The sequence below is a fragment of the Halococcus salsus genome (genome assembly GCF_009900715.1).
Taxonomy (GTDB): Archaea; Halobacteriota; Halobacteria; order Halobacteriales; family Halococcaceae; genus Halococcus; species Halococcus salsus.
Window position 1 is genome coordinate 190,906 of record NZ_JAAAJC010000004.1, and the last position, 22,941, is coordinate 213,846.

Sequence of the window (22,941 nt, forward strand, 5' to 3'; positions counted from 1 at the left end):
GTCGTGAGCCCGTCCGGGCCGCTGACCGCCCTCCGAGCACGGCTCGATGGCGGCGGTCGGCTCTCCCAGCGCGCACTCGCGTTGCTGTCGGCGGTGCGGTTCGGGAAGTTCGTCTCGGTAGGCGTCGTCGGCGCGGTCTTCGACGTCACGACCTCGACGGTCCTCCGCGAGCTCGGGGTGTTCCCCGAACTCGCCGTCTTCATCGGTATCGAGGTCTCCATCGTCGTGATGTTCCTGCTGAACGACGTCTGGACGTTCTCGGGCGAGCGGACGGGTGGCGGGTTCGCACGCCTCCGACGGTTGGTGCGCTCGAACCTCGTCCGCACGGGTGGCATCCTCGTCCAGCTCGTGACCTTCCACGTGCTCTATCGGATCGTCGCGGTCCAGCTCACCCTCCTCGGGATCGACGGCTGGTTCGTGGTCTCGAAGCTCGGCGGGATCGGGCTCGGGATGGTCGTCAACTACGTCGCCGAGAGCCTGTTCACGTGGCGTGTTCACAGGGGCACCGAGGATAAGTGAATCACAACCCTTAACCAGCAAACTCGGTTACGAAGAGATAGCGGGATAGGATAGCCAGGAGATTCCGGCGGGCTCATAACCCGCAGACCGGTAGTTCAAATCTACCTCCCGCTACGTTTCTCGAATCCAACTCATGAGCGAGGAGCGCCGCGACGAGCGAGTGCTGGATTCGAGAACGGGCGACGAGTAGATTTGAAGCAGACGACGAGCGACCAGCGGGAGTGACGTCGGCGTGGTTCAAATCTACCGGCCCCCACCTTTTGCTGCGCTCGTTCACTTCGTTCACTCGCTGGCAAAATGTGGATCAAAAGTCTCCTCCTTCCACCGGAAGAGCTTCGCTCTTCCGTGCTCTCGCTCGCCTTCGGCTCGCGAGAACTGCGGTCAGTCGTCGGCCCGCTCGCTCCCTTCGGTCGCTCGCGGTGCAACCACTAACCTTACCGCACCGCCACGCACAGCACCGCCGAAGCCCTCGCTCGTTTCACTCGCTCACCCTTCATCCACCAGGGCCGCATCCGTCACCGCGACCGCACTGCGGCTACAGCCGCATCACCACTATCCTTCCAATTCGGTGAAGTAGTCCGTCAGACCGACGCGTCGACACCCAACTCGTCGAGCAGTGTTTCCGCAGCGGCGGCCGACGACCCCGGTCCACGGGCGGTGACGAGGTCGCCGTCGACGGTCACACTGGTATCGGCATCGAGTTCGGCATCCCAGTTCCCGCCGGCGGTCTTCGCCTCGTCCTCAACCCAGTAGGGAAGCTTCCGCCCGTCGGGCATTCGATCCTGGTCGTCGACGATGCCCTCCTCCCACTCGTTCGGGAAGCCAGTCACGTCGCGGCCGTCGACGAGGAAGTCCTCGTCGTCGGTACGGGTGAATCCGAGCAGGCCGACCGCGTGACAGACCACGAGCGCCGTCCCGTCCTCGCCGGCGACCGCGTTCGCGAGCAGGTCGCGGGCGTGACGGTCCTGGTTGACGTCCCATTCGGTGCCGTGACCGCCGGGGAACACCACGGCGTCGTAGTCGGCGGCGTCGACCGACGCGACCGGGCTCGGGTCGTTGAGCCGTTCGTCCGTTTCGTCGACCTCGCGGACCCACGCCGCGGTCTCCTCGCCGACCTCCTCGGGGTCGGCCGAGCGCTCGTCCATGACCGGTGGGTCGCCGCTCGGCGTCGCCACCGTCACCTCGACGCCCGCGTCGTCGAGCGTCGTGAGCGGTTCGATACATTCCTCGCCCCAGTAGCCCTCCTCGCTGACGACGAACAGTGCGGTTGTCATCGCTACTGGCTACTCTCTCCGGACCGAAAAGCCCCGTGCCGTGCGGTCGAAGGTAGTTCTACCCGTCGCCCTGCGGGTCGACGATGACGACCTCGCCGTCCTCGACGTCGACGTTGATCAGCGTCTTCACGTTGTACTGGCCGTCCTCGAGTTCGTTGCCGCCGCCGACCTTCTTGATCACCGCGACGACGTCGGCGACCTCCGCGCCGATCTCCTCCAGTGCCCCGGTGATGCCCCGAAGGGTACCGCCCGTCGAGAGCACGTCGTCGAGCAGGAGGACCTTGTCGCCCGGGTCGACGTCGTTGACGTACATCTCGTTCTCGGAGTAGCCCGTGACCTGCGAGAGCGCGACCTCGCCGTCGAGACCGTACTGGCGTTTCCTGACGACGACCAGCGGGATGTCGGTCATCAGCGAGACCGCCGTCGAGAGGTGGATCCCCATCGCCGCGGGCGTGACGATCTTGTCGACGTCGACGTCGGCCTTCCGGATGATCTTGATCACGATCTCGCGGAGGAGGCTGGGTTCGAGCATCGGCACGCCGTCGCTGATCGGGTGGACGAAGTAATGATAGCCGTCCTTTTCGATGATGGGTGCCTCACGCAGCGACTCCGCGAGCTGGTTCATGCTCCGGGTATAGCCAGTCGTCGCTAAAGCCTGACGGTCCATCCGGCGAACCCCCCTTTGGGGACGGCTCGACACGCTCGAAACCATCGAGACGGGACGACTCGTGAATAGTACCTAGTCGACCACAATAAACATATGTTCTGGAGCGCGTTGGTTCGAGCATGTCTTCGTCGGATGATGTGAGAGGACCGATTCGTGTTCTTCACGTCGACGACGAACCGGGCTTTTGCGAACTGGTCGGGCTGTTCCTCGAACGCGAACACGACGCGATCGAGGTGACGACGGCGACGAGCGCCGAGGCGGGGCTCGAACGGTTCGACGCGGCCGACGAGCCCGTTGATTGCGTCGTGAGCGATTACGATATGCCGGGGATGAACGGGCTCGACTTCCTCGAACGCGTTCGGGAGTCGAACCCGGACCTCCCGTTCGTACTGTTCACCGGGCGCGGCAGCGAGGAGATCGCGAGCGAGGCCATCACCGCCGGTGTCAACGAATACGTGGAGAAACGCCACGGCACCGAACAGTACGCCCTCCTCGCCAACCGTATCGACCACCTCGTCGGCGAGTACCGTGCCGAGCGCGAACTCGAAGCCACGAACGAACGGCTTCGGAAACTCTACTCGGGGATCACCGACGCGGTCTTCGCCCTCGACACCGAACGGCGGTTCACCTACGTCAACGGCCGTGCCGAGGAGCTTCTCGGCCAGTCCGAGGAGGAACTGGTCGGCGAGGCGGTCGAGGAGGAGTTCTCGGTACTCGCCAACACCAAGTTCGAGACGGAGGGCAAACGGGCCTACCGCGAGAACGAACCGGTCGAGTTCGAGGAGTACTATCCGCCGCGCGGCGCGTGGCATCGGGTTCGTGCGGTGCCGACCGACGACGGGCTAACGGTCCACCTCAGCGACGTCACCCAGCGGCGGGCACGCGAGCGAGCGGTATAGCGCCGGCAACGGCCCCCGAGCGAAGCCGACCGAGCGGGAACTTTTTGCGCCGAGCGTCCCAACCCGCGCTATGGCACAGACGACCGAGCGGTACGGCGACTGGCCGCTCAAGCGGCTGATGACCGAGGTGGTCGGCTCGGGCCACAAGTCCGCCGACGACATGACCCGCGAGCAGGCGCGCGAGGCGTTCACCCGGATCCTCGACGGCGAACCCGACCACACCACCCTCGGGGCGTTCTGGCTCGCGAATCGCTGGAAGCGCAACACTCCCGAGGAGCTCGCGGCCTACATCGACGTGATGGCCGAGGAGTCGGTCGAGTTCGCCGCCCCCGACTGCGACCCCGTCGATTGCGGCGCGAACTACGATGGAAAAGGCCGTTCGGCGATCCTCGGGGTCGGTGCGGGCCTCGTGGCCGCCGCCGCCGGTACCCCCGTGGTCACCCACTCCGGCGACCGCGTCCCGACCCAGGAGCAGGACGCCTACAAACACGTCCTCGACGAGCTGGGGGTTCGGACGGACCTGGCTCCCGAAGAAAGCGCCGAGATGGTCGACGAGACGGGGTTCGGCTTCTACTACCAGCCTAACTTCAACCCCGGCATCGACGCGATCTCGGAGCGCCGTGCGATGATGGGCGTCCGGACGTTCGTCAACACCATCGAGACCCTCGCGAACCCCGCGGAGGCGAGTGTGCATCTCGGGAGCTTCTATCACCTCCCCTACGCCAAGCGCATCATCGACACCTTCGCCGAGAGCGAGCACTACGAGGTGCCCCGCGTGGTGATGTTCCAGGGGATGGAGGGCTACGACGACATCCGGCCCGGTTCGACGACGGTCGCAGTCGGTGAGGACGGCGACCTCGACGACTTCGAGATCAAGACCGCCGAGTACGGCATGGACTTCGACGCCGAGGACCTCGGGGTCGACGACGTGGCCGCCGACTCCGCGACCATCACCGAGGAGGTGCTCGCGGGCGAGCGCGACGACCAGTTCGCCGACGCGGTCGCGCTCAACGGCGCGTTCCGGATCTACGCCCGCGAGGACTGCGACTCGCTCGACGAGGGGCTCTCGACCGCGCGCGAGGTCATCGCCGACGGCAGCGCCGCGAGCGTGCTCGACGACCTCCGGGACGTCTGAGTTCGTCGACCGAGCGCCTCGATACCCGAAGTCGGCAGGGTTTTCCGCCGCGCGGTGTTTCCCCGAGGCATGACGAACGCGACCCTGCACACGAACCGCGGCGATATCGAGGTCGAACTCTACGACGAGCGCGCGCCGCGCACGGTCGAGAACTTCGTCGGGCTCGCGACCGGCGAGCAGGAGTGGGAGGACGGCGGCGAGACGGTCGAGGAACCGCTCTACGACGACGTGGCCTTCCACCGCGTGATCGAGGGCTTCATGATCCAGGGTGGCGACCCCGACGAGACCGGACGCGGCGGCCCGGGCTACTCCTTCGACGACGAGTTCCACGACGACCTCCGCCACGACTCGGCGGGGGTCCTCTCGATGGCGAACTCCGGCCCGAACACCAACGGCTCGCAGTTCTTCATCACGCTCGACGCCCAGCCCCACCTCGACGACCGCCACGCGGTCTTCGGGAAGGTCACGGACGGGATGGACGTCGTCCGTGAGATCGGCTCGGTCGACACCGACCGCAACGACCAGCCCCAGGAGGAGGTCGTCCTCGAATCCGTCGAAGTCCACGACTGAAGCGGAGCAAAAACGTTACTCGATCGACTTCGTCCGACCGAACGCTTAGGTACCACTCCGGTCGAAGTATTACTCATGAGCGGTACGACTCGTGACGTCGTCAGAGTGTCGGCGAAGGGGCAGGCGACGATCCCGAAGCAACTCCGCGAGAAGTTCGGGATCGAGACCCCAGGACGGGTTCGGTTCCGCGAGAGCGAGGCGGGCGAGATCGTGGTCGAGCCCGTTCCACGACCGTCAGAGCTCCGGGGTCGACTCGCCACCGACGAGTACGAGCGGGGCGAAATCACGGCGAAGCTTCAGGAGTTTCGCGATTCCGAACGCGTCGAAGAGCGGCCGCGCGACGTGGCGAACCCGGATGGCGATGAGTGAAACCTACGTGTTTGACGCCGAGCCGCTGATCGCGTACTGCTACGACGAACCCGGCGCGGACCGTGTCGAGTCGCTGCTGACGGCGGTTTACGACGGCGATGCGACCGGTTTCATGAGCGAGGTCACTGCGACGGAGGTCACGTACAAGATCGCGTGGCTCGAAACCGATGGGCGACCCACGGCTGACGACCTCGCCACCGGTCGAACCCAGGTTCGGGATATCGTGGACGGTGGGTGCAAGCTTCGACCCACGACCGAGTCGTGAGAGACGGCGGCACGAGTGAAAGCGGGTGGTGGCATCGCCCTCGGTGATGCGTTCGCGGTGGCACTTGCCGATGCGGCCGACGCGACGCTCGTGGTGGGTGCCGACGACGACTTCGCCGACCTCTCGATCTCGATTCGAATCGAACGGATCCGAGACGAACCGGCGTAGCCTCGACGCGAAACGGTGGACGATCCCATCGTGTGCTGTGGGAGCGTTCGAACGGCAAGCGCAAAGACCGTCGAGGTACGATCGAACACATGCCCGACGAACCCGTCGACCCCAGCGACATCGGCGAGCACGACGCCCCGCCGGTCGAGGAGAAGCCCTACAAGATAATCTTCGAGGCCAACAAGTGTATCGCGGCGGGCAAGTGCGCCGAGGTCTCCGAGAACTGGACGATGAACCTCACCTCCGGGATCGCCCAGCCCGAATCCTACTTCATCGACGAGTCCGCGCTGGAGGACAACATCGAGGCCGCCGAGGTCTGTCCCGCGAAGAAGGACCGGGGTGTGATACACGTCGTCGATCGCCGGACGAACGAGGAGATCGCGCCCGACCCCGCGGGCGACGGCTCGCTCTCGGTCGATTGGTAGCCCGGCAGTAACCGAAACGGGTTTTCGCGCGCGGACGAACTCCCTACTGCGCGAGGGTGGCCGAGTCTGGCCAAAGGCGCTGGGCTTAAGACCCGGTCTCTTAGGAGTTCGTGCGTTCAAATCGCATCCCTCGCACTCCATTTCGACCGATCAGTTCGTCCGTTCCAGTTCTCCACCTCGAACGTCGGCACTCGACTCGGTTCCCGGATTGTGACTTCCGGAACGATTTAGTCGCCGTCGGGCGAATTCGCGCCCATGTCAGTACCGAGCGTGACGTTGCCGAGCGGCGACGAGATGCCGATGATCGGCGTTGGCACTTGGGACATCGACGGCGAGACGGTACAGAACTCCGTCCGCGCCGGGCTCGACGGGGTCTACACCCACGTCGACACCGCCGAGGGCTACCGAAACGAGAGCGAGATCGGCGAGGTGCTCGCCGACTACGACCGCGAGGAGTTCTTCCTGACCTCGAAGGTGCTGCCCGGGAACCTCGACTACGACTCGGTGATCGAGGCCTGTGAGGACTCGCTCGACCGGCTCGGGACCGATTATCTCGACCTCTATCTGATCCACTGGCCGAACCCGGCGATCTCGCTGCGCGAGACCCTGAACGCGATGGAGACGCTCCACGACGACGGGAAGGTCCGGAACGTGGGCGTCTCGAACTTCAGCGCCTACCAGCTCAGCAACGCCCTCCACATCGCGGACGTGCCGATCGCGGTCAACCAGATCGAGTTCCACCCCTGGTTCCAGCGGCCCGAGCTCGTCGAGTACTGCCGGGAGAACGACGTGGCCGTCGAGGCCGCGGCCCCGCTCGCACGGACGGACGTCCTCGGCGACGACACCGTCGAGGATATCGCCGAGAACTACGACAAGACCCCGGCCCAAGTCGTCCTCCGGTGGGCGGTCGAGGAGAGCGTGGTCGTGATCCCGAAGTCGTCCTCGCCGGACCACATCGAATCGAACGGCCAGCTCTTCGACTGGGAACTCGACGAGGACGACCACCAGCGCCTGAACGGGATCGACCGCGACCAACCCGTCTACGACCACCCGGCGAAGGACTGGACCGGCGACGTCTACGGGATCGCGGAGTAACGCCCGAGAGCAGATCGAATCCTCGGGCGTCACCGTGCCGTCGGAACGACGATTTTATCACGATTCCCCATGTCGATCCGACCAATGGCTTCCACACTCCTCGTCGAGGACGTCGCCGACCAGGTCGTCACCGCCGCCCGCACCGCGACCGGCGACCGCCTCCGGTCGGTGACCTACTTCACGCGCACCGACTACGACCAGCTCTACCTCCGGGACGACCTCGAACGCGACGCCGACGTGATGAGCTTCATCGGCCACGAGTGGCACGACTTCAAGAACACCCGCGACGCCTACCGAAGCTCCGAGCTCGGGGCCTACCGTCACACCATCCGGGTGTTCGAGAACGGCTACCTCCTCCGGATCACGACGGACCGCGACGGGGTGTTCGTCACCACGGATGGTCTGACGATGAGCGACTTCGAGGCGGTCGCGAGCGCGGTCGTCGCGGTTCTCGAAGACCGCTGACCGCTGGCGAAGTCGAGTGACGACGCGTTTTTGCCGCCGACCACCGAATTCGGGGTATGACCGAGACACACGACGCGTTCGCGGCCCACGACGCCTACGAGCGCGACGGCGAGTGGTACGAACTGACGACGACGCCGTTCGACGCGCGGGCGGCCCCCGCCAGCGACGGCTATCGGGTCCAGGTCATCGTCCCGACGCTCGACGGCGCGACCGAGGAGCCGGTCGAGGACGTCCTCGACGACGGCTGGTTCGAGACGTTTCGCCTCCGCCTCGACGACGCCGACGGCGCGGCTCGTTCCGACGTATCGGTGCCCGAACCGACCGTCGAACGTGAGGACGGCCTCGTGGTCGTCGAGTTCGCGTTCGACCACGAGGAGCCGCGGGTGGCCGCCGAGACGGCGAAGGTGCTCGCCGAGTACGTCGAGGGGACCTACGTCGAGGGGATCGTCCCGGGCTTTTCGTACCTGCCGCCCGTCGCGGGGTTGCTCGCGCGCGCCCGTACGCAGGGGGACAGCGAGGGTGAGGGCGACCGCGGCCCGATGCCGCTCTAGGCGCTCGCGCGCTCGCCGACCACGACCTGCCGGACGTCGCCGAGGACGTCGAAGTCCGCGAGCGCGACGAGGCGGTCGCCGACTTCGAGCGAGTCGTCCTCGCGGGGGAGCCCGAGCTGTTCGTCGGCCTTCCCGAACGCGAGGAGGTCGGCGTCGCCGGGGAGTTCGAGCTCGCTCATGGTGTAGCCGAGCATCGGCGAGTCGTCGGTGACGGTGAACTCCACCAGCTGCAGGTTCTGTGCGATGTCGGCGATGGCACGGATCGAGCCACCGACGAGGGCGTTCTTCGCGCCGATCGCGCCGAGGCGTTCGGGGTAGACCACCTCGTCGACGTCGCTGGCGTACTTCCGGTAGATGTCCTGATAGTAGTCGTCGTCCGAGCGCATCACGGTGCGACAGCCGTGGGCTTTGGCGATCATGCAGGCGACGAAGTTGGTGGTGAGGTCGCCGGTGAGCGCGCCGACCGCGTCGGCGTCCTCCAGCCCCGCCTCCAGCAGGTCCTCCTCGCGCGAGCCGTCGCCGTCGACGACGTCGACGATCTCGAGACGGTCACCCCAGAGCCCCTGAAGACGTTCGGGGTCGTTGTCGATCACGGTCGCCTCGTGGCCCTCGTCGGCGAGCACCCTCGCGGTACGGAGTCCGACCCGGCCAGCGCCCACGATGACGAATTGCATATCACCTCTTATAGCGAGGACGGTCAATAGCTTTACTCACCGAATCGAGCCACAGTCCGAACGGGATCGCCCGACCAGCCGCCGTCGACCCGTTCCGACATCCGGAAGGTGGTTCGGGCCAGAGATACGACATGGTCTCGGTCGTCGACCTCGTCGGGCTCCTGGCCGTGGTGGTGGTCAACACCGGTATCGCGGCGGTCGGCACCCGCATCCTCCGGGCCACACTCGCCACCTGGTGGGGTGTCGCGGTCTACACGCTCGTGCTCGTTCCCACCGCCGAGACGGCGGTGGCGCTCGTCCTCACCGGTCCGGTCGGACTCGGCCCGAACCTCGGGACCCCGACCGCCGTGGTGGCCCTCGTGGTCGCGCTGCCGTTCGCACTCGGGGTCGCCATCGACTTCTTCTGGATGCCCGCGCCCGACGAGGTCGACCTCCCGGACGGTTTCGACGGCTGAAGGGGTCAACCGAGCAGTGAGACACAGCCCCCGGCGACGATCCGCGCCACCTCGACCACTTCGTCGGTGTAGACGAACTCGCCCGCGCCGTGAATGTTCTCGCCGTCCGGTCCGACGATGACGGTCGGGAGGCCCGCCCGGTGACCGAAGTAGTTGAAGTCGCCGACGCTCGAGAAGTAGCCGATCGCCGGTTCCTCGCCGGTCACCGTCTCGACGCCGCTCGTGAGCGCGCCCACGAGCGGTTGGTCCGGGTCGGTGACGTACGGCCCGTAGCGGACGTCCGGGGCGGGTGCGTCCCGAAAACCGACCTCGACGTCGGAACCGAGGTCGAGGTCCTCGACCAGCCGCTCGGCGTCGGCCCGGACCACAGCCTCGGTCTCGCCGACGACGACGTGGCGGTCGACCAGTAATCGACAGGCTTCGGGAACGGAAAGCGTCTCGCCGCCGCCCTCGATCTGTAGGGGACAGACCGAGCCGTCGCCGAGCTGCTCGTGGGAACCGACCGCCAGGTCCTCGAACGCGGCCGCCAGCCGTCCCGCATCCGCCACCGCGTTGACCCCCTTGTCGGGTTGTGAGCCGTGCGCGGCCTGCCCCGTGACCGAGATGTCGTAGAGGAACCGGCCGCGCGCGCCGAGCAGGAGCGCGGGGTTCTCGATATCCTCTTGGGCGAGGATCGGGCCGGGTTCGGTGACGACCGCCGCGTCGCACTCGTCGGTAATACCATCCCGGAGCAACTGGTTCGCGCCGAGGCCGTAGGGCCCCTCCTCGTCGACGACAGCCGTGAAAATCACGCTTCCCGCCAGGTCGGCCCCGGCGAGCGCGTCGAAGGCGACCATGATCCCCGCGAGCCCACCCTTCATGTCGCACGCACCCTGGCCGTAGAGCTTGCCGTCCTCGACGCGCCCCGAGAGCGGGTCCTCCTCCCACGCCTCGACGATCTGCACCGTGTCCATGTGGGCGTTCAGGAGGAGCGTCGGCGCGTCGGGGTCGGAGCCGTCGAGCCGCGCGAGCACGTTGTTCCCCTCGAAACCAGTGAGGGCGGGTTCGCTCACGGGGTGGCGTTCGGGGTCGAGATTTCGAGCGTCGAGCCAGTCGAAGACGAACTCGGTGATCGCGTCCTCCTCGAAGTAGGGGCTTCGGATCCGCACGAGTTCTCGGAGGAGATCGATCGTCTCCTCGTGGTCGATGCGCTCCGTGACGGTCCGAATGGCATCCTCGTCGGGGGTGGCGTCGTGGTCGGCGGTCCCGTGACTGCTCGGATCAGTCATCGGCGGTCGTCTCCTGGATATCCGGGTCGTACTCCGCGGAGGGGACTCCCGGAAGGGTGTCGAGGATCGCCCCGACGTCGGTGCCGGCCTGGCGACCCCGGTACCAGTAGATCCCGAACACCACGAGCCCGGCGAGTAGCCACGGGACGTAGATCGCGAGCGAACCTTGGTAGGCCTGGGTGAGCAGCGCGAGTGCACCGAGCGCGCCCACGGCTCCGGAGAGGTACAGGCCACCGCCGAGGTCGAAACCCGCCCGCTCGACCACGTCGGGACGGGCGAGTCGCGCGTACAGCAACGTCACCGAGACCGCGAAGTAGGCGATGAGGTAGCTGAAGGTCGCGATCTTGATGGCCTGGTCGAGCCCGGCCGAGTAGAACGTCAGCGCCGAGGAGACGACGTAGAGGGTGAGCAACGACCAGTGTGGCGAGCCGAAGCGGTCGTTCACGGCCGAGAACCACCGCGGGAACACCTCGTCCCACGACCACGAGTACGGCATCTTTATCCCCGCCGCCATTATCGCGTTCACGCTCGACGCCGTAGCGAGCAGCCCACCGATGGCGACGATGGCCGAGCCGTTCGCCCCGAGGAAGGTCTCGGCGGCGTCGGCGAGCGGGCGTGCCGAATCCGCGAGGGTGGTGTAATCCGCGACGACACCGTAGATGACCGCCGCGGTCCAGATGTAGAGCAGGGTGAGCACGAGGGTGCCGCCGACCATCGCGAGCGGGAGGTTCCGGGAGGGGTTCTTGACCTCCGCCCCCATCTGCCCCGCGACCGCGATGCCGATGTAGGCGTAAAAGAGCGGGACGGCGGCTGCGAGGAAGCCGTCCGCGCCGCCCGTGAAGAAGGGCTGGTAGTTCGCGGTCTCGATCTGGAACGTGCCTGGAATCACGAGCACGAGGATCGAGACCACGAGCAGCCCGAAGATGACGTTCTGTGCGATGCTGTAGCCGCGCGACCCGACGAGGTTGACGAGGAACAGAACTGTCAGGAGGCCAAATCCGACGAGCGCGACCTCGCCCTCGCCCGCGATGAGGTCGGGGAAGAACACCTGGAGGTAGCTCCCGAACCCGATCGCGAGCACCGCGTCGGCGGCCATGTAGCCGAGCCACTTCGACCACGTCACTAGAAAGCCAGGCAAGCGGTTCCCGAGCGTTCGCGAGACGTAGGCGTACGACCCCGCGGCTCCCGGAAAGACGGTCGCCATCCAGCTGTAGTTGACCGCGATGGCGGTCGCGAGCAGCCCGGCGACAACCACCACGAGGATCACGCTGGGGCCGGTGGTCGAACTCGCGGTGCCGAGCGTGACGAACAGCCCCGCGCCGAGCGTGCCCGCGACCACCGTGCTCATCGCCCCGAGCGCGCCGATGTCGCGCGAGAGGCTCCGGTCGTCGTTCCCACCGCTGTGTGCCATACGATACCACGCTAGTGCGAGGGCATAACACGACCCCCTATCATGAGAGGGTCAACGTCCGAGGAGTTTGGCCTCGGCCTTCCGGAGGTGTTCGAGGAGGGTGGCCTTCGAGACCCCGAGCTCGGTCGCGAGGTCGGCGGCGCTCACGTCGCGCGGCCAGGTGTAGTAGTTCCGGCGGCGTGCGAGGTCGAAGACCTCGCGCTGGCGTTCGGAGAGGTCGTCGAGCGGCAGGACGCCGGTGGCGCTGTAGGCGACGGCGATGTCCTCGATGCGGACCTCGGCGTCCATCTCCTCGCGAACGGCGGCGATCCGCTCGGCGACCGTCTCCCGGTCCGCGTCGACCAACACCGTCCAGTACTCCCGCCCGTGGTGCATTCTGACGGGTTCGTCCGGGATGAAGCCGCGCGAGACGAGCGCGTCGTTGATCGAGTTCTCGATCTCGTACCGGACCACGATCCCCCGACTCGCGTTCCCCGGGACGGGTTCGTCGACGGCGTGGAGCCCGGCGACGTGTGCGCCGTCGGTCTCCCAAACGGAGTCGGTGAGGGGGGAGGCCCGTACCGCCTCGACCAGCGCCGCGGTCTCGGCGTCGGTCTCGCCGTAGACGGTGAACCGGCCGGTCGCCGAGCCGTCGATGGTGTAGACGCCGTGTCCGAGGAGGCCGGCATCGCTGTCCTCGGTGACCGCGAGCGTCCAGCAGTCGGGGTGCCAGATGTCGAGCGTCACCCGGAGACCCGTCCCCTCCCGAGGCGTCATCGAGGTCGGTAGAACGACGAACCGCAAAAGCCGTTCGCCGGTCCGGGGGCGGATCCGAGCATATATCCCCCCGCGCGGGACTCCCCTACCAATGGCACGGCTCGCGCGGGTCTCGCTCTACCCCATCAAATCACTGGACCCGACGACCGTCCCCGGAGCCGAGGTCGGCGGGAGCGGCGCGCTCGACGGCGACCGGCGGTACGCGATGACGGATGGCGAGGGCGAGTACGTCAACGGCAAACGAACCCCCGCCGTCCACCGGCTCCGGACGTCGTTCGACCGCGTGGTGAACGAGGTCGTGGTACGGAAACAGGGTGGCTCCGAGGCGCGCCGGTTCGACCTCGACGCCGACCGAGATGGGCTAGAAGCGTATCTGAGCGAGCACTTCGGGCTCGATGCCAGGCTCGTCGATGCCGACGGCGGGAGCTATCCCGACGACACCACCCTCCCCGGACCGACGGTGATCTCGACGGCGACCATCGAGACGGTCGCGTCGTGGTACCCCGGACTCACGACGGAGAACGTCCGCCGTCGGTTCCGTGCGAACCTCGAAGTCGACGGCGTCCCGGCGTTCTGGGAGGACCGGCTGGTAGGTGACCACGACCACGGCGTCGCGTTCGCGGTCGGTGACGTCACGTTCACGGGGGTCAACCCCTGCCAGCGCTGTGTCGTCCCGAGCCGGGATCCCTACACGGGTGAGGGGATGCCCGAGTTTAGACCGACGTTCATCGAGCGGCGCGAGGCGACGCTTCCCGACTGGGTGGACACGACGCGGTTCGACCACTACTTCCGGCTGATGGTGAACACGACCGTGTCGCCCGCCGAACGCGGGGGCGAGGTTCGCGTCGGCGACGAGGTGACGATCCTCGGCGAGGAACGGTTGTAGCCCGCTGGGGACTCGAATGAAGGGGAGGCCGGTCGTCGACCCGCACAAACGTTATTCGCCCTGCCGCCCCAGTTCGGACAGGATGTGTATCTACTGTAGCTACGACATGGAGGGCTGGTCGAAGCTCCTCGAGTACGACGAGGTCTACCAGAACGCGACGAAACGCGAGCGCGAGGCCGAGTCGAACTACGGCTTCAACGAGTCGTGGGACGAGCTTCGCGACCAGGTTTCGCCGTAGCGCTCGATACCGCTACGCCGTCGGGAACGGATCGGCGAACGAGTCCCCGCGCTCCTCGTCGCCGACGAGACAGTCGTCGAGCGCCGAGACGATCTCGTCTTCCGTCATATCGGTACCGATGAACACCAGCCGGGTCCGTCGGTCGTCGTCCGCGCGCCAGGTCCCGATCGGCCCCGCCTGGACCGACGGCCCGGCCTGATTGAGCCCCATCACGTCCTCGCGACCCGCGAGCCGGAAGATCCCCTTCGCGCGCACCACGCCCTCGTCCCAGGTGTCGAGCCACGCGTCGAGCCGTTCGGGGTGGAAGGGCCGCTCGCGTTCGTAAACGAACGACGAAACCCCATGTTGCTCGGCCGCCGATTCGCCCTCGTGGTCGTGGCCCGCGAGCGCGCGCTTCCAGCCCGCGGAGCGGGTCGCGGCCTCGAAGTCGAAGCTACCCGTGTCGAGCACCCGTTCGGGCTCGATGTCGGCGTGGGTGGTCCGGACGACCTCGGCGCGGGGCTGGAGGGTCCGGAGGGTCGCCTCGATCGAGTCCAGCTGCTCGTCGGGCACGAGGTCGCACTTGTTCAACAGGAGGACGTCACAGAACTCGATCCCCTCGACCAGCACGTCGGCGAGCGGGCGGTCGGTCTCGGGGTCGTCCGAATCGGGGAGCGACGCGCCGGCGTCGAACTCCTTCCAGAAGCCGTAGGCGTCGAGCACCGTCACCATCGTATCGAGCCGGTAGTACTCCGTAGGGTCGACGTCGCTCTCGTCGGTACCCTCGGTGAACGTCCGCGCGACCGGGACGGGTTCGCTGATACCCGAGGATTCGACCACCAGCGCGTCGAACTCGCGCTCCTCGGCCAGCCGAACGACTTCGGTCAGGAGGTCGTCGCGGAGCCGACAGCAGATGCAGCCGTTCGAGAGGTCGACGATCCCCGAGTCGTCCGACGACCGCGAGAGGAGGTCGGCGTCGACGTTGATCTCGCCCATGTCGTTGACGACCACCGCGACCTCGCGGTCGCCGGGGTCGGCGAGCAGGCGGTTGAGGAGCGTGGTCTTGCCCGCGCCGAGCGTGCCGCTGAGGACGGTCACGGGGATCGGGTCGGTCGTCATACTTTCTCCAGGAGTTCGAGCACCAACAGTCTTCCAACGATATCGGGTGTAGCGACGGCGCGCGGGTTCCGTTCCGGGACCCACACCGCTTTGCGTGACCGGTGACGAGGAGGGTCGTGGCAGGAAGGCTGGTCGCCACGTGGCGGCGCGTGCTCGCGCTCGCGTGGCCAGTGATGGTCTCGCAGGTGCTCCGGACGCTGATGCGCACGGTGGACGTGCTCGTCACCGCAACGTTCTCGCCGGCGGCGGTTGTCGCGGTTGGGCTCGCCGACCTCTACGGTCGGATCCCGCTGCGGATCGGGCTGGGCTTCGGGAGCGCCGCGATCGCGCTTTCGAGCCAGGACACCGGTGCGGGGGCCGACGCCAACCGCGCCGAGGCGGTGTCGAGCGCGCTTTCGATGGGCTTGGTCGCCGGCCTCCCGATCGCCGCCGTCGGGGTCGGCTTCGGCGGGCCGCTCATCCGATTATTTGGGGCGAGGGGAACGGTCGTGACGCTCGGCGCGACCTATCTCGGTGTCGTGCTCGCCACCGCACCCGCCCGCCACGTCTCGCTGGTCGCCGCTCGCGCGCTCCAGGGGGCCGGCGACACCCGCACCCCGATGTACGTCACCGGCCTCGCGAACGTCACCAACATCACCGGGTCGGTGGTCTTCGGGCTCGGACTCTTCGGGGTTCAGCAGTACGGCGTGCTCGGCGTCGGCGGGGCGACGGCGGTCTCGAACGTGCTCTCGGCCGGCCTGCTCGTCGCCGCCATCCGAAGTTCCCGCACCGACCTCCGGCTGGTCCGGCCCGCGGACCCGACCGTCGCCCGCCAGCTCGTCGTCGTCGCCGCCCCGAAGGTCGCCGAGGGGCTGGCCGCTACGGTCGCCGAGTTCCCGTTCAACGCCCTTCTCCTCGGCTTCGGTCGGCCGGTCAACGCGGGGTTCCAGATCGGTCGCCGGGTCTACCAGCAGGTCACGGGCCCGCTCTCGCGGGGCTATCGCACCGCCGCCAGCGTTCTCGTCGGCCAGGCGCTCGGCGACGGCGACCCCGCCGCGGCGCGGTATCGCGGCTGGGCGACGACGGGGTTGAGCACGATGACGGTCGGCATCGTCGGCGTGGCGCTGTTCGTTCTCGCACCCGACGCCGTCCGACTGCTCGCGAGTGGCTCGCCCGACGCGCTCCCCTACGCGACGGGGTTCGCACGCGTCTACGGCCTCAGCGCCGTCTTCCTCGCGGGTTTCATCGTGCTCTCGGGGGCACTCTCCGGCGCGAGCGAGACCCGGATCCCGCTGGTCGCCCGCGTCACCGGCGTTTTTGGTATCCTGGTCGGTGGGACGTGGCTCCTCGGTGTCGAACTCGGTTGGGGCGTGCAGGGTGCCTACGCCGCCGTCGCCGGCCAGTACGTCTGGATGACCGCGGTCGTGTTCGTCGGCTTCGCCACCTCCCGGTGGGCGAGCCGCGCCGCGGGGATGATGGCCGCACGCGACACCGCCGACGACTGACGGCACCGTATCCCCGTCTTCGTTCCGAAGCTCTGGGGCTCTGACCCCCGATCCAGCCGAACCGGCGATTTCGATGTGTTCGTGTATCTCACGTCGCTCGTGTGGTGTGTGTTGGCAACCACCGACGGCCGGTCGCGGAACCGGAGGTGGCGGCCGTGGGGCTGACCGCCACCATCCACGTCAGTAGCCCGAACCTCGCGCTCACTCCGACGATCCGGGCGTGCCCCGACGTGACCATCCAGGTCATCCCGCACTCGACGACCGACGCCGGAACCGGCCTCTTCTTCCTCGTCGAGAACCCCGTCGAGCCGTTCGAGACCGCGCTCGACGCCGACCGCCGTCGGCGGCCGGGTCCGCCGCGGGACCGCCGAACTCATCGAGACGGTGCTGGTCGAGGGGGAGTAGTCGGCCCGGCACTGCCCGCGGAGGACCGCTTCCTTCCGCGCTCGCGTGAATCCTCGCCGACGGGGATGGATCCCGCTTTTCGGCCATCCTAAAACGGAACGGCTATTACGTGTTAGGCTCGCCTAAAAGTATGACGGACAGTGACCCATCGAGCGGGCGACCGACGCGTCGGGAGTACGTGAAGTACGGCGGTGCCATCATCGGTGGCGGGCTTCTCGCGGGGTGTAGCGGGCAGTCGAACGGTGGCTCGGGCTCGACGGAACGGGCTGGTAGATCGACGTCGACGGGGGAAGCAACCGGATCGTCGGCGACGGCATCCGGCACCGATTCGACGTCGACCGGGGAGGCGACGGGGTCGACGGCGGCCGAAACCGGGACGGCGTCGGGGTCGAGCTACACCGCCGAGCTGTCGCCGGTCGGGACCGTCGCGCTCGACGCGCCGCCGGAGAACGTCTTCACCCACTTCCCGTGGTTCCCGGACATGGCCAGCGCGCTCGGGCAGGGTGACACCATCAACAACCTCTGGTGGGACGGCACGGTCGAGGGGCTGGCGTACTTCACCAACGAATTCGACGGGTTCGAGATCGAGTGGGCCGACGAGGCCGGGGAGTACGGGTTCTCGAAGGAGCGGCTCTACGAACTCGACAGCGACCTCCACCTCGTCGACCCCGCGTGGGTGACCACGGAGGACAACTGGTCCCGAAGCGACGTCGAGGAGGTCACGAACAACGTCGGCCCGTGGTTCGGGAACTACTACAGCAGCTATCACGCCACGCCCCCAAAGGGCTGGGCCGACGGCTACGAGTACACCACGCTGTGGGAGCTGTTCGACCGCGTCGCGAGTCTGTACGGGGAACGAGAACGCTACGAGGCGCTCGCGTCCGTCCACGACGACCTCCTCGGGACCGTCGAAGAGGGGATCCCCAAGCAATCGGAGCGGCCGAGCGTCGCGTACATCTCCGTTACGGAGGACCTCGCCGACATCTACCGGCTCCGACTGAACGCGCCCGGCTACTGGAACGCCCACACCCGTCCGCTCGGCGCGACCGATGCCTTCGGCGACGAGGGGTTCTCGGGGCCGTTCAGCCAGATCGACCTGGAGGCGCTGTTGGCGGCCGACCCGGACGTGATCCTCGCGCTGTGGACGGTCACGGAGACGGTCGATTTCGGTGCGCTGAAGCGGAACCTCGAGAACGACCCCGTCGGGGGCGAGCTGACCGCCGTCGGGAACGACCGGGTCTACCCGCAGGGGACGCGGTGGCAGGGCCCGCTGATGAACCTCTTCCAGACCGAGATGACCGCAAAGGAGCTCTACCCCGACCAATTCGGCGAGTGGCCCGAGTACCGGGACGGCGATCCCTATCCCGAGTTCGGTCCCGACGAGCAGCTGTTCGACCACGGGCGGGTCGCGAACGTCCTCACTGGGAACGACTGACCGAGCCGTGTCCCGGCCACGGAATAAGCGGCTGAGATAATGCACCTCGGGATTTATACCCCGAGGGACGGCAGTCGAGGGGTATGAGTACAGGGAACACGCTCCCGGACCGGTCGAGATCCGGGGACCGGTCGTATCCCGCGACGGGACGCGACGAACCGCTGTTCGACCCCGACAACGAGAAGACGATCCGATGACCACCACGAACCACACCGACAGATGACCGACCAGCCTTCGGAGACCGTCACGTTCGCCGACATCGAGCGCGCCCGCGACCGCCTCGACGACGACTCGGTCGTGAAGCACACCCCGGTCGAGCGGAGCACGTCGCTCGATACGATGACCGGCGGCGAGGTCTCGCTGAAGATGGAGCACCTCCAGTGGACGGGCTCGTTCAAGACCCGCGGGGCGTACAACACGATCGCCCAGCTCGCGGCGGACGGCGGGACCGAACGAGTCGTCGCCGCCAGCGCCGGCAACCACGCTCAGGGGGTGGCGCTCGCGGCGACGAGGCTCGGGATCGACGCCACCATCGTGATGCCGACCGACGCCCCACAGGCGAAGGTCGACGCGACCCGGGGCTACGGTGCCGACGTCGACCTCGTCGGCCGTGACTTCCAGGCCGCGATGGCCCACGCCCAGGGCCTGGTCGACGACGACGCGACCGCGTTCGTCCACGCCTACGACGACCCCGCGATCGTCGCGGGCCAGGGCACCCTCGGGATCGAAATGTGTGAGGACCGCGACGTCGACACGGTGGTGGTACCGATCGGCGGTGGTGGGCTCATCTCCGGGATCGCGACGGCCTACAACCATCTCTCGCCGGAGACCCGGGTGGTCGGGGTCCAGGCCGAGGGGGCCGCGACGGTCCACGAGAGCCTCGACAAGGGGATCCCGGTGACCCTCGATTCGGTGAGTACGATCGCCGACGGCATCGCGACCGGTGGGATCTCGGATCTCACCCTCTCGCTGATCGACGAGCACGTCGACGAGGTCGTCACCGTCTCGGACGACGAGATAGCCCAGGCGGTGCTCCTGTTGATGGAGCGGGCGAAACAGGTCGTCGAGGGGGCGGGCGCGGCGTCGGTCGCCGCGCTCCTCGGCGAGGAGCTCGACGTCGAGGGCGAACGGGTGTTCGCGCTGCTCTGCGGTGGCAACCTCGACATGACGATGCTTCGAACCGTGCTCGTCCACGCGCTCACCGACCGCCAGCAGATCCTCCGGCTCCAGGTCCGGATCGACGACCGCCCCGGCGAGATGGGCTGTCTCTCGAACATCGTCGCCGACCACGGCGCGAACATCCGCACCGTGCGCCACGACCGCTCGGCCCCCGAACTCGACGTCGGCGAGGCGTACCTCCTCTTTCGGGTCGAGACCAGCGGCGCGGGTCACGCCCGCGCGATCATCGACTCGATCCGCGAGGAGGGCTACGAGGTGAGCCACGAGAACGCCTGAGACCCCTCGGTGATCGCTCTCGTCCGTCGAACGCCGGCCGGCGCGTCGAAACACCCATTGCACAGCGTGTTGGACGGTCTCGTAGAGCAATCGCGATGTACGACCGAATCCTGATCCCGACCGACGGGAGCGACGAGGCCCGGAAGGCGGCCGAGCACGGTATCGAACTCGCGGCCGCGCTGGACGCGACGGTCCACACGCTCTACGTGATGGACCTGCCGGGCGTGCCGCGTGCCCTCTCGATCCGCGACGACGAGGAACAGGTCCGCGAGGAGTACGAGGCCTACGGCAAGCGCGTGACCGAGGAGGTGCGCGAGATGGCGGCGGCCGCCGGGGTCGAGTGCACCACGGCGGTCAAACCCGGCACCGTCCACGAGCGGGTCGTCCGGTACGCCGACGACGAGGGCCTCGACGCCATCGTGATGGGGACCGGCTATCAGGGCCGGTTCGGCGCGCTGCTCGGCACCATCGTCGAGAAGGTCGTCCGGACCTCGTCCGTCCCGGTCATCTCGACGAAGGTGACCGAGGCCGAGGCCCGTCGGGCCGGGACGGGCAGCGACTGACCGGATCCGGTTTCAGGAGAGCGCCACGTCCGTCGCGTCCTTGTCGTAACCGAGCCAGACGCTGAGGAGACACGCGACCACGAGCAATGCGACCGGCAGCCCGAGCACGGCGACGAGGGCCGCCTCGAAGACCGCCAGCACGCCGAGCCAGATGAGCGTTCCGAGGCTCGCGAGCGAGACCGTCGCGACGGTCGTGATACCGAGGGAGAACGCCGCTGCCGCGTCGGGACCGGGTGTATGTCGAAGAGAGGTCATCGGCCGAACCGATGGACTCGGGGAAAGTGAACGCCACGGTCGGCACCGACCGTGGTTCGGGCTCACGTCCACCGTTCGCGAGCGTAGATCACGATGCTCGCGCTCAGGAACAGCGCCCCGGCGAGCCCGAATCGCTCCGCCGTCATGAGCGCCACCCCGCCGGCCATCGCGAGGGTGGCCACGACCGCCAACCCGACCGAGACGAGGCGGGTCAATCGGTCGAGGTCGCGTCGTCGCTTCCCGAGACGTCCGTGACGACGTCGCCACCGGAGGAGGTCACGGCCACGTCCTCGTCGCTCCGGATCTCCTCGATGTGGTCCATGAACTCCTCGGATTCGAGGATCTCGTACTCGTTTCTGAGCCCGAGATAGACCGTATAACACATCACGAGGAGTATCACGGCGAAGGGGAGCCCCGTCGAGATCGCCGCCGCCTGGAGCGCGGTGAGACCGCCACCCCAGAGCAACACCGCCGCGACGATGCCCTCGGTGGTCGCCCAGAAGATCCGTTGGGCCTTCGGGACGTCGTGTTTCCCGCCCGAGGTGAGGTGGTCGATGACCAACGACCCGGAGTCAGACGAGGTGACGAAGAAGCTGATCACGAGCAGCGTCGCGAGGATCCCCGAGACCGCACCCAGCGGGAACTGTTCGAGGAGCGCGAACATGGCGACGGTCTGGCCGACCTCGTTGTAGGCCGCGAGCACCGCGCCGTTGCCGGTCAGGGCGTTCGCGATCGCGCCGCCGCCGAACGTCGAGAGCCAGACGGTCGAGAACAGCGTGGGCAACACCAACACGCCGAGCACGAACTCGCGGACCGTCCGCCCCTTCGAGATCCGCGCGATGAACATCCCCACGAACGGCGACCACGCGATCCACCAGCCCCAGTAGAAGACCGTCCACCCCGAGACGGTCGGTGCGAGTGTGTTACCCGCGCCCGCGCCGATCGTGCCGGTGAAGAAACTCAACGCGAGGAAGTTCCCGAGGTACGTACCGAACCCCTCGACCATGCCGCCGACGATGTAGAGCGTCGGCCCGACGACGAAGACGAAGCCGAGCAGGAGGAACATCAAGTAGAGGTTGACCGTACTCAGGCGTTTGACGCCGCCGTCGAGCCCCGCCGCGACCGACGCCACCGCGATGAGGGTGATCCCGGCGATGAGGAGTACCTGGGGCACCGTCCCGACCGGGACGTCGACGATCCCGAGCATATCGCCACCAACGTAGGAGATCCCCTGGTTCACCTGCGAGACGCCCAGCCCGAGGGAGGTACAGAGCCCGAAGAGGGTGGCAAACACCGACACGAGGTCGATGACGTGGCCCGGCCAGCCGTAGATCCGTTCACCGAGCAGCGGCCAGAAGATCGACCGGAACGTGAGCGGCAGCCCCCGATTGAACGAGAAGAAAGCGAGGCCGAGCCCGACGAGCCCGTAGATCGCCCAGGGCGAGAGCCCCCAGTGGTAGATGGTCTGTGCCAGCGCCGCCGTCCCGGCCGCGGCGGTCCCGGACTGGGCACCGAAGAACTCCGGGGGGCTCCCCATGTAGACCATCGGTTCGGCGACGCTGTAGAACATCAGCCCGATCCCCATACCGGCGCTGAACAGCATCGCCATCCACGAGAACCGGCTGAACTCGGGTTCGGCCTTGACCCCGCCGATCCGGATCGAGCCGTACTTGCTGGCGGCGAAGTAGACGATGGTGATCAGGAAGACGTTCACCGCGAGCAGGTAGAACCACCCGAACGTGGATTCGATGAACGACTTCGTCCCGTCGAAGACGGCGGTCGCCTGCTCTTGACCCAACAACAACGTGATCGCGACGAACAACACGATGAGCGCAAGCGCGCCCGGGAAGACGACCGGGTGGACGTCGAATCGACCCCCGAGGAGTTCGTGGTTCGTGTCCCCCGGCTCGCGGTCCGAATCGGGGTGGAACAGCTCCACTTGGAGCCCACCGGACATCTCCCCGGTCGTGTCGTCGGATTCAGCCATTCACCCGTCCTCCGTGGGATTCGCGTTTCGAGCCGTCGAGTTCGTATCGTCGTACAATCATGATCTACGTGTTCGATCGTGTGGATACGCGCTTATAATCGTTCCCGATGCCAGCGGGTCCGGGCCACCCCCCACGACGCGGTCGCCACCGCCGCGTCGCGACCCGATT

At 67.4% G+C, this 22,941-nt stretch carries 29 protein-coding genes and 2 tRNA genes; 21 read left to right on the forward strand and 10 right to left on the reverse strand.

All coding sequences use genetic code 11. The annotated features are described in order from the left end of the window. Positions 1 to 3 precede the first annotated feature (3 nt). Together GT355_RS12490 and GT355_RS12495 are read left to right on the forward strand one after the other, a co-directional pair. Positions 4 to 519 carry a GtrA family protein gene (locus tag GT355_RS12490; protein ID WP_160134925.1) on the forward strand — a complete coding sequence of 172 codons (516 nt, stop codon included), beginning with the start codon at positions 4 to 6 and terminating at the stop codon, positions 517 to 519. A gap of 39 nt (positions 520 to 558) precedes the next feature. Then, positions 559 to 633 (forward strand) — tRNA-Met (locus GT355_RS12495). Between the two features lie 467 nt (positions 634 to 1,100). Here the strand turns inward: GT355_RS12495 and GT355_RS12500 are convergent. Together GT355_RS12500 and hpt are read right to left on the reverse strand one after the other, a co-directional pair. Continuing rightward, a complete protein-coding gene (locus GT355_RS12500) occupies positions 1,101 to 1,793 on the reverse strand; it encodes a type 1 glutamine amidotransferase domain-containing protein (RefSeq protein ID WP_160134926.1) in 693 nt (230 codons plus the stop codon). Between the two features lie 58 nt (positions 1,794 to 1,851). Next, positions 1,852 to 2,418, reverse strand: coding sequence for a hypoxanthine/guanine phosphoribosyltransferase (gene hpt / locus GT355_RS12505; RefSeq protein ID WP_160134927.1), 567 nt, complete (start codon positions 2,416 to 2,418; stop codon positions 1,852 to 1,854). A 161-nt stretch (positions 2,419 to 2,579) separates the two neighbouring features. Between hpt and GT355_RS12510 the strand changes: the two genes are divergently transcribed. From GT355_RS12510 to GT355_RS12560, 11 genes are all read left to right on the forward strand, one after another. Further along, positions 2,580 to 3,359, forward strand: a complete 780-nt coding sequence (locus tag GT355_RS12510) for a response regulator (protein ID WP_160134928.1) — start codon at positions 2,580 to 2,582, stop codon at positions 3,357 to 3,359. Between the two features lie 70 nt (positions 3,360 to 3,429). Continuing rightward, positions 3,430 to 4,494, forward strand: coding sequence for an anthranilate phosphoribosyltransferase (locus GT355_RS12515; protein ID WP_160134929.1), 1,065 nt, complete (start codon positions 3,430 to 3,432; stop codon positions 4,492 to 4,494). A gap of 69 nt (positions 4,495 to 4,563) precedes the next feature. Further along, positions 4,564 to 5,064, forward strand: a complete 501-nt coding sequence (locus GT355_RS12520) for a peptidylprolyl isomerase (protein WP_160134930.1) — start codon at positions 4,564 to 4,566, stop codon at positions 5,062 to 5,064. A 75-nt stretch (positions 5,065 to 5,139) separates the two neighbouring features. After that, positions 5,140 to 5,433: an AbrB/MazE/SpoVT family DNA-binding domain-containing protein gene (locus GT355_RS12525; RefSeq protein WP_120073969.1), complete on the forward strand. Its 294-nt coding sequence runs from the start codon at positions 5,140 to 5,142 to the stop codon at positions 5,431 to 5,433. Next, positions 5,426 to 5,698, forward strand: a complete 273-nt coding sequence (locus tag GT355_RS12530; RefSeq protein ID WP_160134931.1) for a PIN domain-containing protein — start codon at positions 5,426 to 5,428, stop codon at positions 5,696 to 5,698. The genes GT355_RS12525 and GT355_RS12530 overlap by 8 nt, the downstream gene beginning before the upstream one ends. Before the next feature lie 15 nt (positions 5,699 to 5,713). Further along, the gene (locus GT355_RS12535; protein ID WP_160134932.1) at positions 5,714 to 5,866 is read left to right on the forward strand and encodes a hypothetical protein; all 153 of its coding nucleotides are present in this window, start codon (positions 5,714 to 5,716) and stop codon (positions 5,864 to 5,866) included. A gap of 89 nt (positions 5,867 to 5,955) precedes the next feature. Further along, the gene (locus GT355_RS12540; protein ID WP_120073973.1) at positions 5,956 to 6,291 is read left to right on the forward strand and encodes a ferredoxin; all 336 of its coding nucleotides are present in this window, start codon (positions 5,956 to 5,958) and stop codon (positions 6,289 to 6,291) included. A 50-nt stretch (positions 6,292 to 6,341) separates the two neighbouring features. Then, positions 6,342 to 6,426 (forward strand) — tRNA-Leu (locus tag GT355_RS12545). A gap of 120 nt (positions 6,427 to 6,546) precedes the next feature. Further along, positions 6,547 to 7,386, forward strand: a complete 840-nt coding sequence (locus GT355_RS12550; RefSeq protein WP_160134933.1) for an aldo/keto reductase — start codon at positions 6,547 to 6,549, stop codon at positions 7,384 to 7,386. Between the two features lie 84 nt (positions 7,387 to 7,470). Further along, entirely contained in the window at positions 7,471 to 7,851 is a 381-nt protein-coding gene (locus GT355_RS12555; protein WP_120073977.1) for a DUF7522 family protein, read from the forward strand. 56 nt (positions 7,852 to 7,907) lie between these two features. Beyond that, positions 7,908 to 8,402, forward strand: coding sequence for a DUF5813 family protein (locus GT355_RS12560; protein WP_120073979.1), 495 nt, complete (start codon positions 7,908 to 7,910; stop codon positions 8,400 to 8,402). Here the strand turns inward: GT355_RS12560 and GT355_RS12565 are convergent. Further along, a complete protein-coding gene (locus GT355_RS12565) occupies positions 8,399 to 9,076 on the reverse strand; it encodes a potassium channel family protein (protein WP_120073980.1) in 678 nt (225 codons plus the stop codon). The two genes, GT355_RS12560 and GT355_RS12565, sit on opposite strands and share 4 nt — an antisense overlap. A gap of 131 nt (positions 9,077 to 9,207) precedes the next feature. Between GT355_RS12565 and GT355_RS12570 the strand changes: the two genes are divergently transcribed. Next, a complete protein-coding gene (locus GT355_RS12570; RefSeq protein WP_160134934.1) occupies positions 9,208 to 9,531 on the forward strand; it encodes a DUF7991 family protein in 324 nt (107 codons plus the stop codon). Positions 9,532 to 9,536: 5 nt separating this feature from the next. On the opposite strand, the gene GT355_RS12575 is transcribed toward GT355_RS12570, so the two are convergent. From GT355_RS12575 to GT355_RS12585, 3 genes are read right to left on the reverse strand one after another with little or no spacing between them, the layout of a single operon-like run. Next, positions 9,537 to 10,799, reverse strand: a complete 1,263-nt coding sequence (locus GT355_RS12575; protein WP_160134935.1) for a M20 family metallopeptidase — start codon at positions 10,797 to 10,799, stop codon at positions 9,537 to 9,539. Continuing rightward, positions 10,792 to 12,210 carry an APC family permease gene (locus GT355_RS12580; protein WP_160134936.1) on the reverse strand — a complete coding sequence of 473 codons (1,419 nt, stop codon included), beginning with the start codon at positions 12,208 to 12,210 and terminating at the stop codon, positions 10,792 to 10,794. Before GT355_RS12580 ends, GT355_RS12575 begins: the two co-directional genes overlap by 8 nt. 51 nt (positions 12,211 to 12,261) lie before the next feature. Next, the gene (locus GT355_RS12585) at positions 12,262 to 12,966 is read right to left on the reverse strand and encodes a helix-turn-helix domain-containing protein (protein WP_160134937.1); all 705 of its coding nucleotides are present in this window, start codon (positions 12,964 to 12,966) and stop codon (positions 12,262 to 12,264) included. Positions 12,967 to 13,057: 91 nt separating this feature from the next. Here GT355_RS12585 and GT355_RS12590 point away from each other — a divergent pair, with 91 nt between their 5' ends. Together GT355_RS12590 and GT355_RS18065 are read left to right on the forward strand one after the other, a co-directional pair. Beyond that, positions 13,058 to 13,852 (forward strand): MOSC domain-containing protein, encoded by a 795-nt coding sequence (locus GT355_RS12590; protein WP_160134938.1) that lies wholly within the window; start codon positions 13,058 to 13,060, stop codon positions 13,850 to 13,852. 82 nt (positions 13,853 to 13,934) lie between these two features. Then, positions 13,935 to 14,090, forward strand: coding sequence for a hypothetical protein (locus GT355_RS18065; protein WP_192928014.1), 156 nt, complete (start codon positions 13,935 to 13,937; stop codon positions 14,088 to 14,090). Between the two features lie 12 nt (positions 14,091 to 14,102). Here GT355_RS18065 and GT355_RS12595 read toward each other — a convergent pair whose 3' ends face one another. Further along, positions 14,103 to 15,188 (reverse strand): CobW family GTP-binding protein, encoded by a 1,086-nt coding sequence (locus GT355_RS12595; RefSeq protein ID WP_160134939.1) that lies wholly within the window; start codon positions 15,186 to 15,188, stop codon positions 14,103 to 14,105. Positions 15,189 to 15,361: 173 nt separating this feature from the next. On the opposite strand from GT355_RS12595, the gene GT355_RS12600 reads away from it, so the two are divergent. The 5 genes from GT355_RS12600 to GT355_RS12620 all read left to right on the forward strand — a co-directional run bounded on the left by GT355_RS12600 (position 15,362) and on the right by GT355_RS12620 (position 20,530). Beyond that, positions 15,362 to 16,672 (forward strand): MATE family efflux transporter, encoded by a 1,311-nt coding sequence (locus GT355_RS12600; RefSeq protein ID WP_192928019.1) that lies wholly within the window; start codon positions 15,362 to 15,364, stop codon positions 16,670 to 16,672. 101 nt (positions 16,673 to 16,773) lie between these two features. Beyond that, the gene (locus GT355_RS18275) at positions 16,774 to 17,169 is read left to right on the forward strand and encodes a hypothetical protein (protein ID WP_240145808.1); all 396 of its coding nucleotides are present in this window, start codon (positions 16,774 to 16,776) and stop codon (positions 17,167 to 17,169) included. A 38-nt stretch (positions 17,170 to 17,207) separates the two neighbouring features. Continuing rightward, positions 17,208 to 18,512 carry an ABC transporter substrate-binding protein gene (locus tag GT355_RS12610; RefSeq protein WP_160134940.1) on the forward strand — a complete coding sequence of 435 codons (1,305 nt, stop codon included), beginning with the start codon at positions 17,208 to 17,210 and terminating at the stop codon, positions 18,510 to 18,512. 219 nt (positions 18,513 to 18,731) lie between these two features. After that, complete coding sequence (gene ilvA / locus GT355_RS12615) at positions 18,732 to 19,967, forward strand: threonine ammonia-lyase (RefSeq protein ID WP_160134941.1); 1,236 nt, start codon at positions 18,732 to 18,734, stop codon at positions 19,965 to 19,967. Positions 19,968 to 20,062: 95 nt separating this feature from the next. After that, positions 20,063 to 20,530, forward strand: coding sequence for a universal stress protein (locus GT355_RS12620; RefSeq protein WP_160134942.1), 468 nt, complete (start codon positions 20,063 to 20,065; stop codon positions 20,528 to 20,530). Between the two features lie 12 nt (positions 20,531 to 20,542). Here the strand turns inward: GT355_RS12620 and GT355_RS12625 are convergent, their stop codons facing one another. The 3 genes from GT355_RS12625 to GT355_RS12630 form a co-directional block, all read right to left on the reverse strand. Further along, entirely contained in the window at positions 20,543 to 20,785 is a 243-nt protein-coding gene (locus GT355_RS12625; RefSeq protein ID WP_120074000.1) for a hypothetical protein, read from the reverse strand. A gap of 62 nt (positions 20,786 to 20,847) precedes the next feature. Next, positions 20,848 to 21,000: a hypothetical protein gene (locus GT355_RS18070; protein ID WP_192928015.1), complete on the reverse strand. Its 153-nt coding sequence runs from the start codon at positions 20,998 to 21,000 to the stop codon at positions 20,848 to 20,850. Beyond that, positions 20,997 to 22,772: a BCCT family transporter gene (locus GT355_RS12630; RefSeq protein ID WP_160134943.1), complete on the reverse strand. Its 1,776-nt coding sequence runs from the start codon at positions 22,770 to 22,772 to the stop codon at positions 20,997 to 20,999. Before GT355_RS12630 ends, GT355_RS18070 begins: the two co-directional genes overlap by 4 nt. Between the last annotated feature and the right edge of the window lie 169 nt (positions 22,773 to 22,941).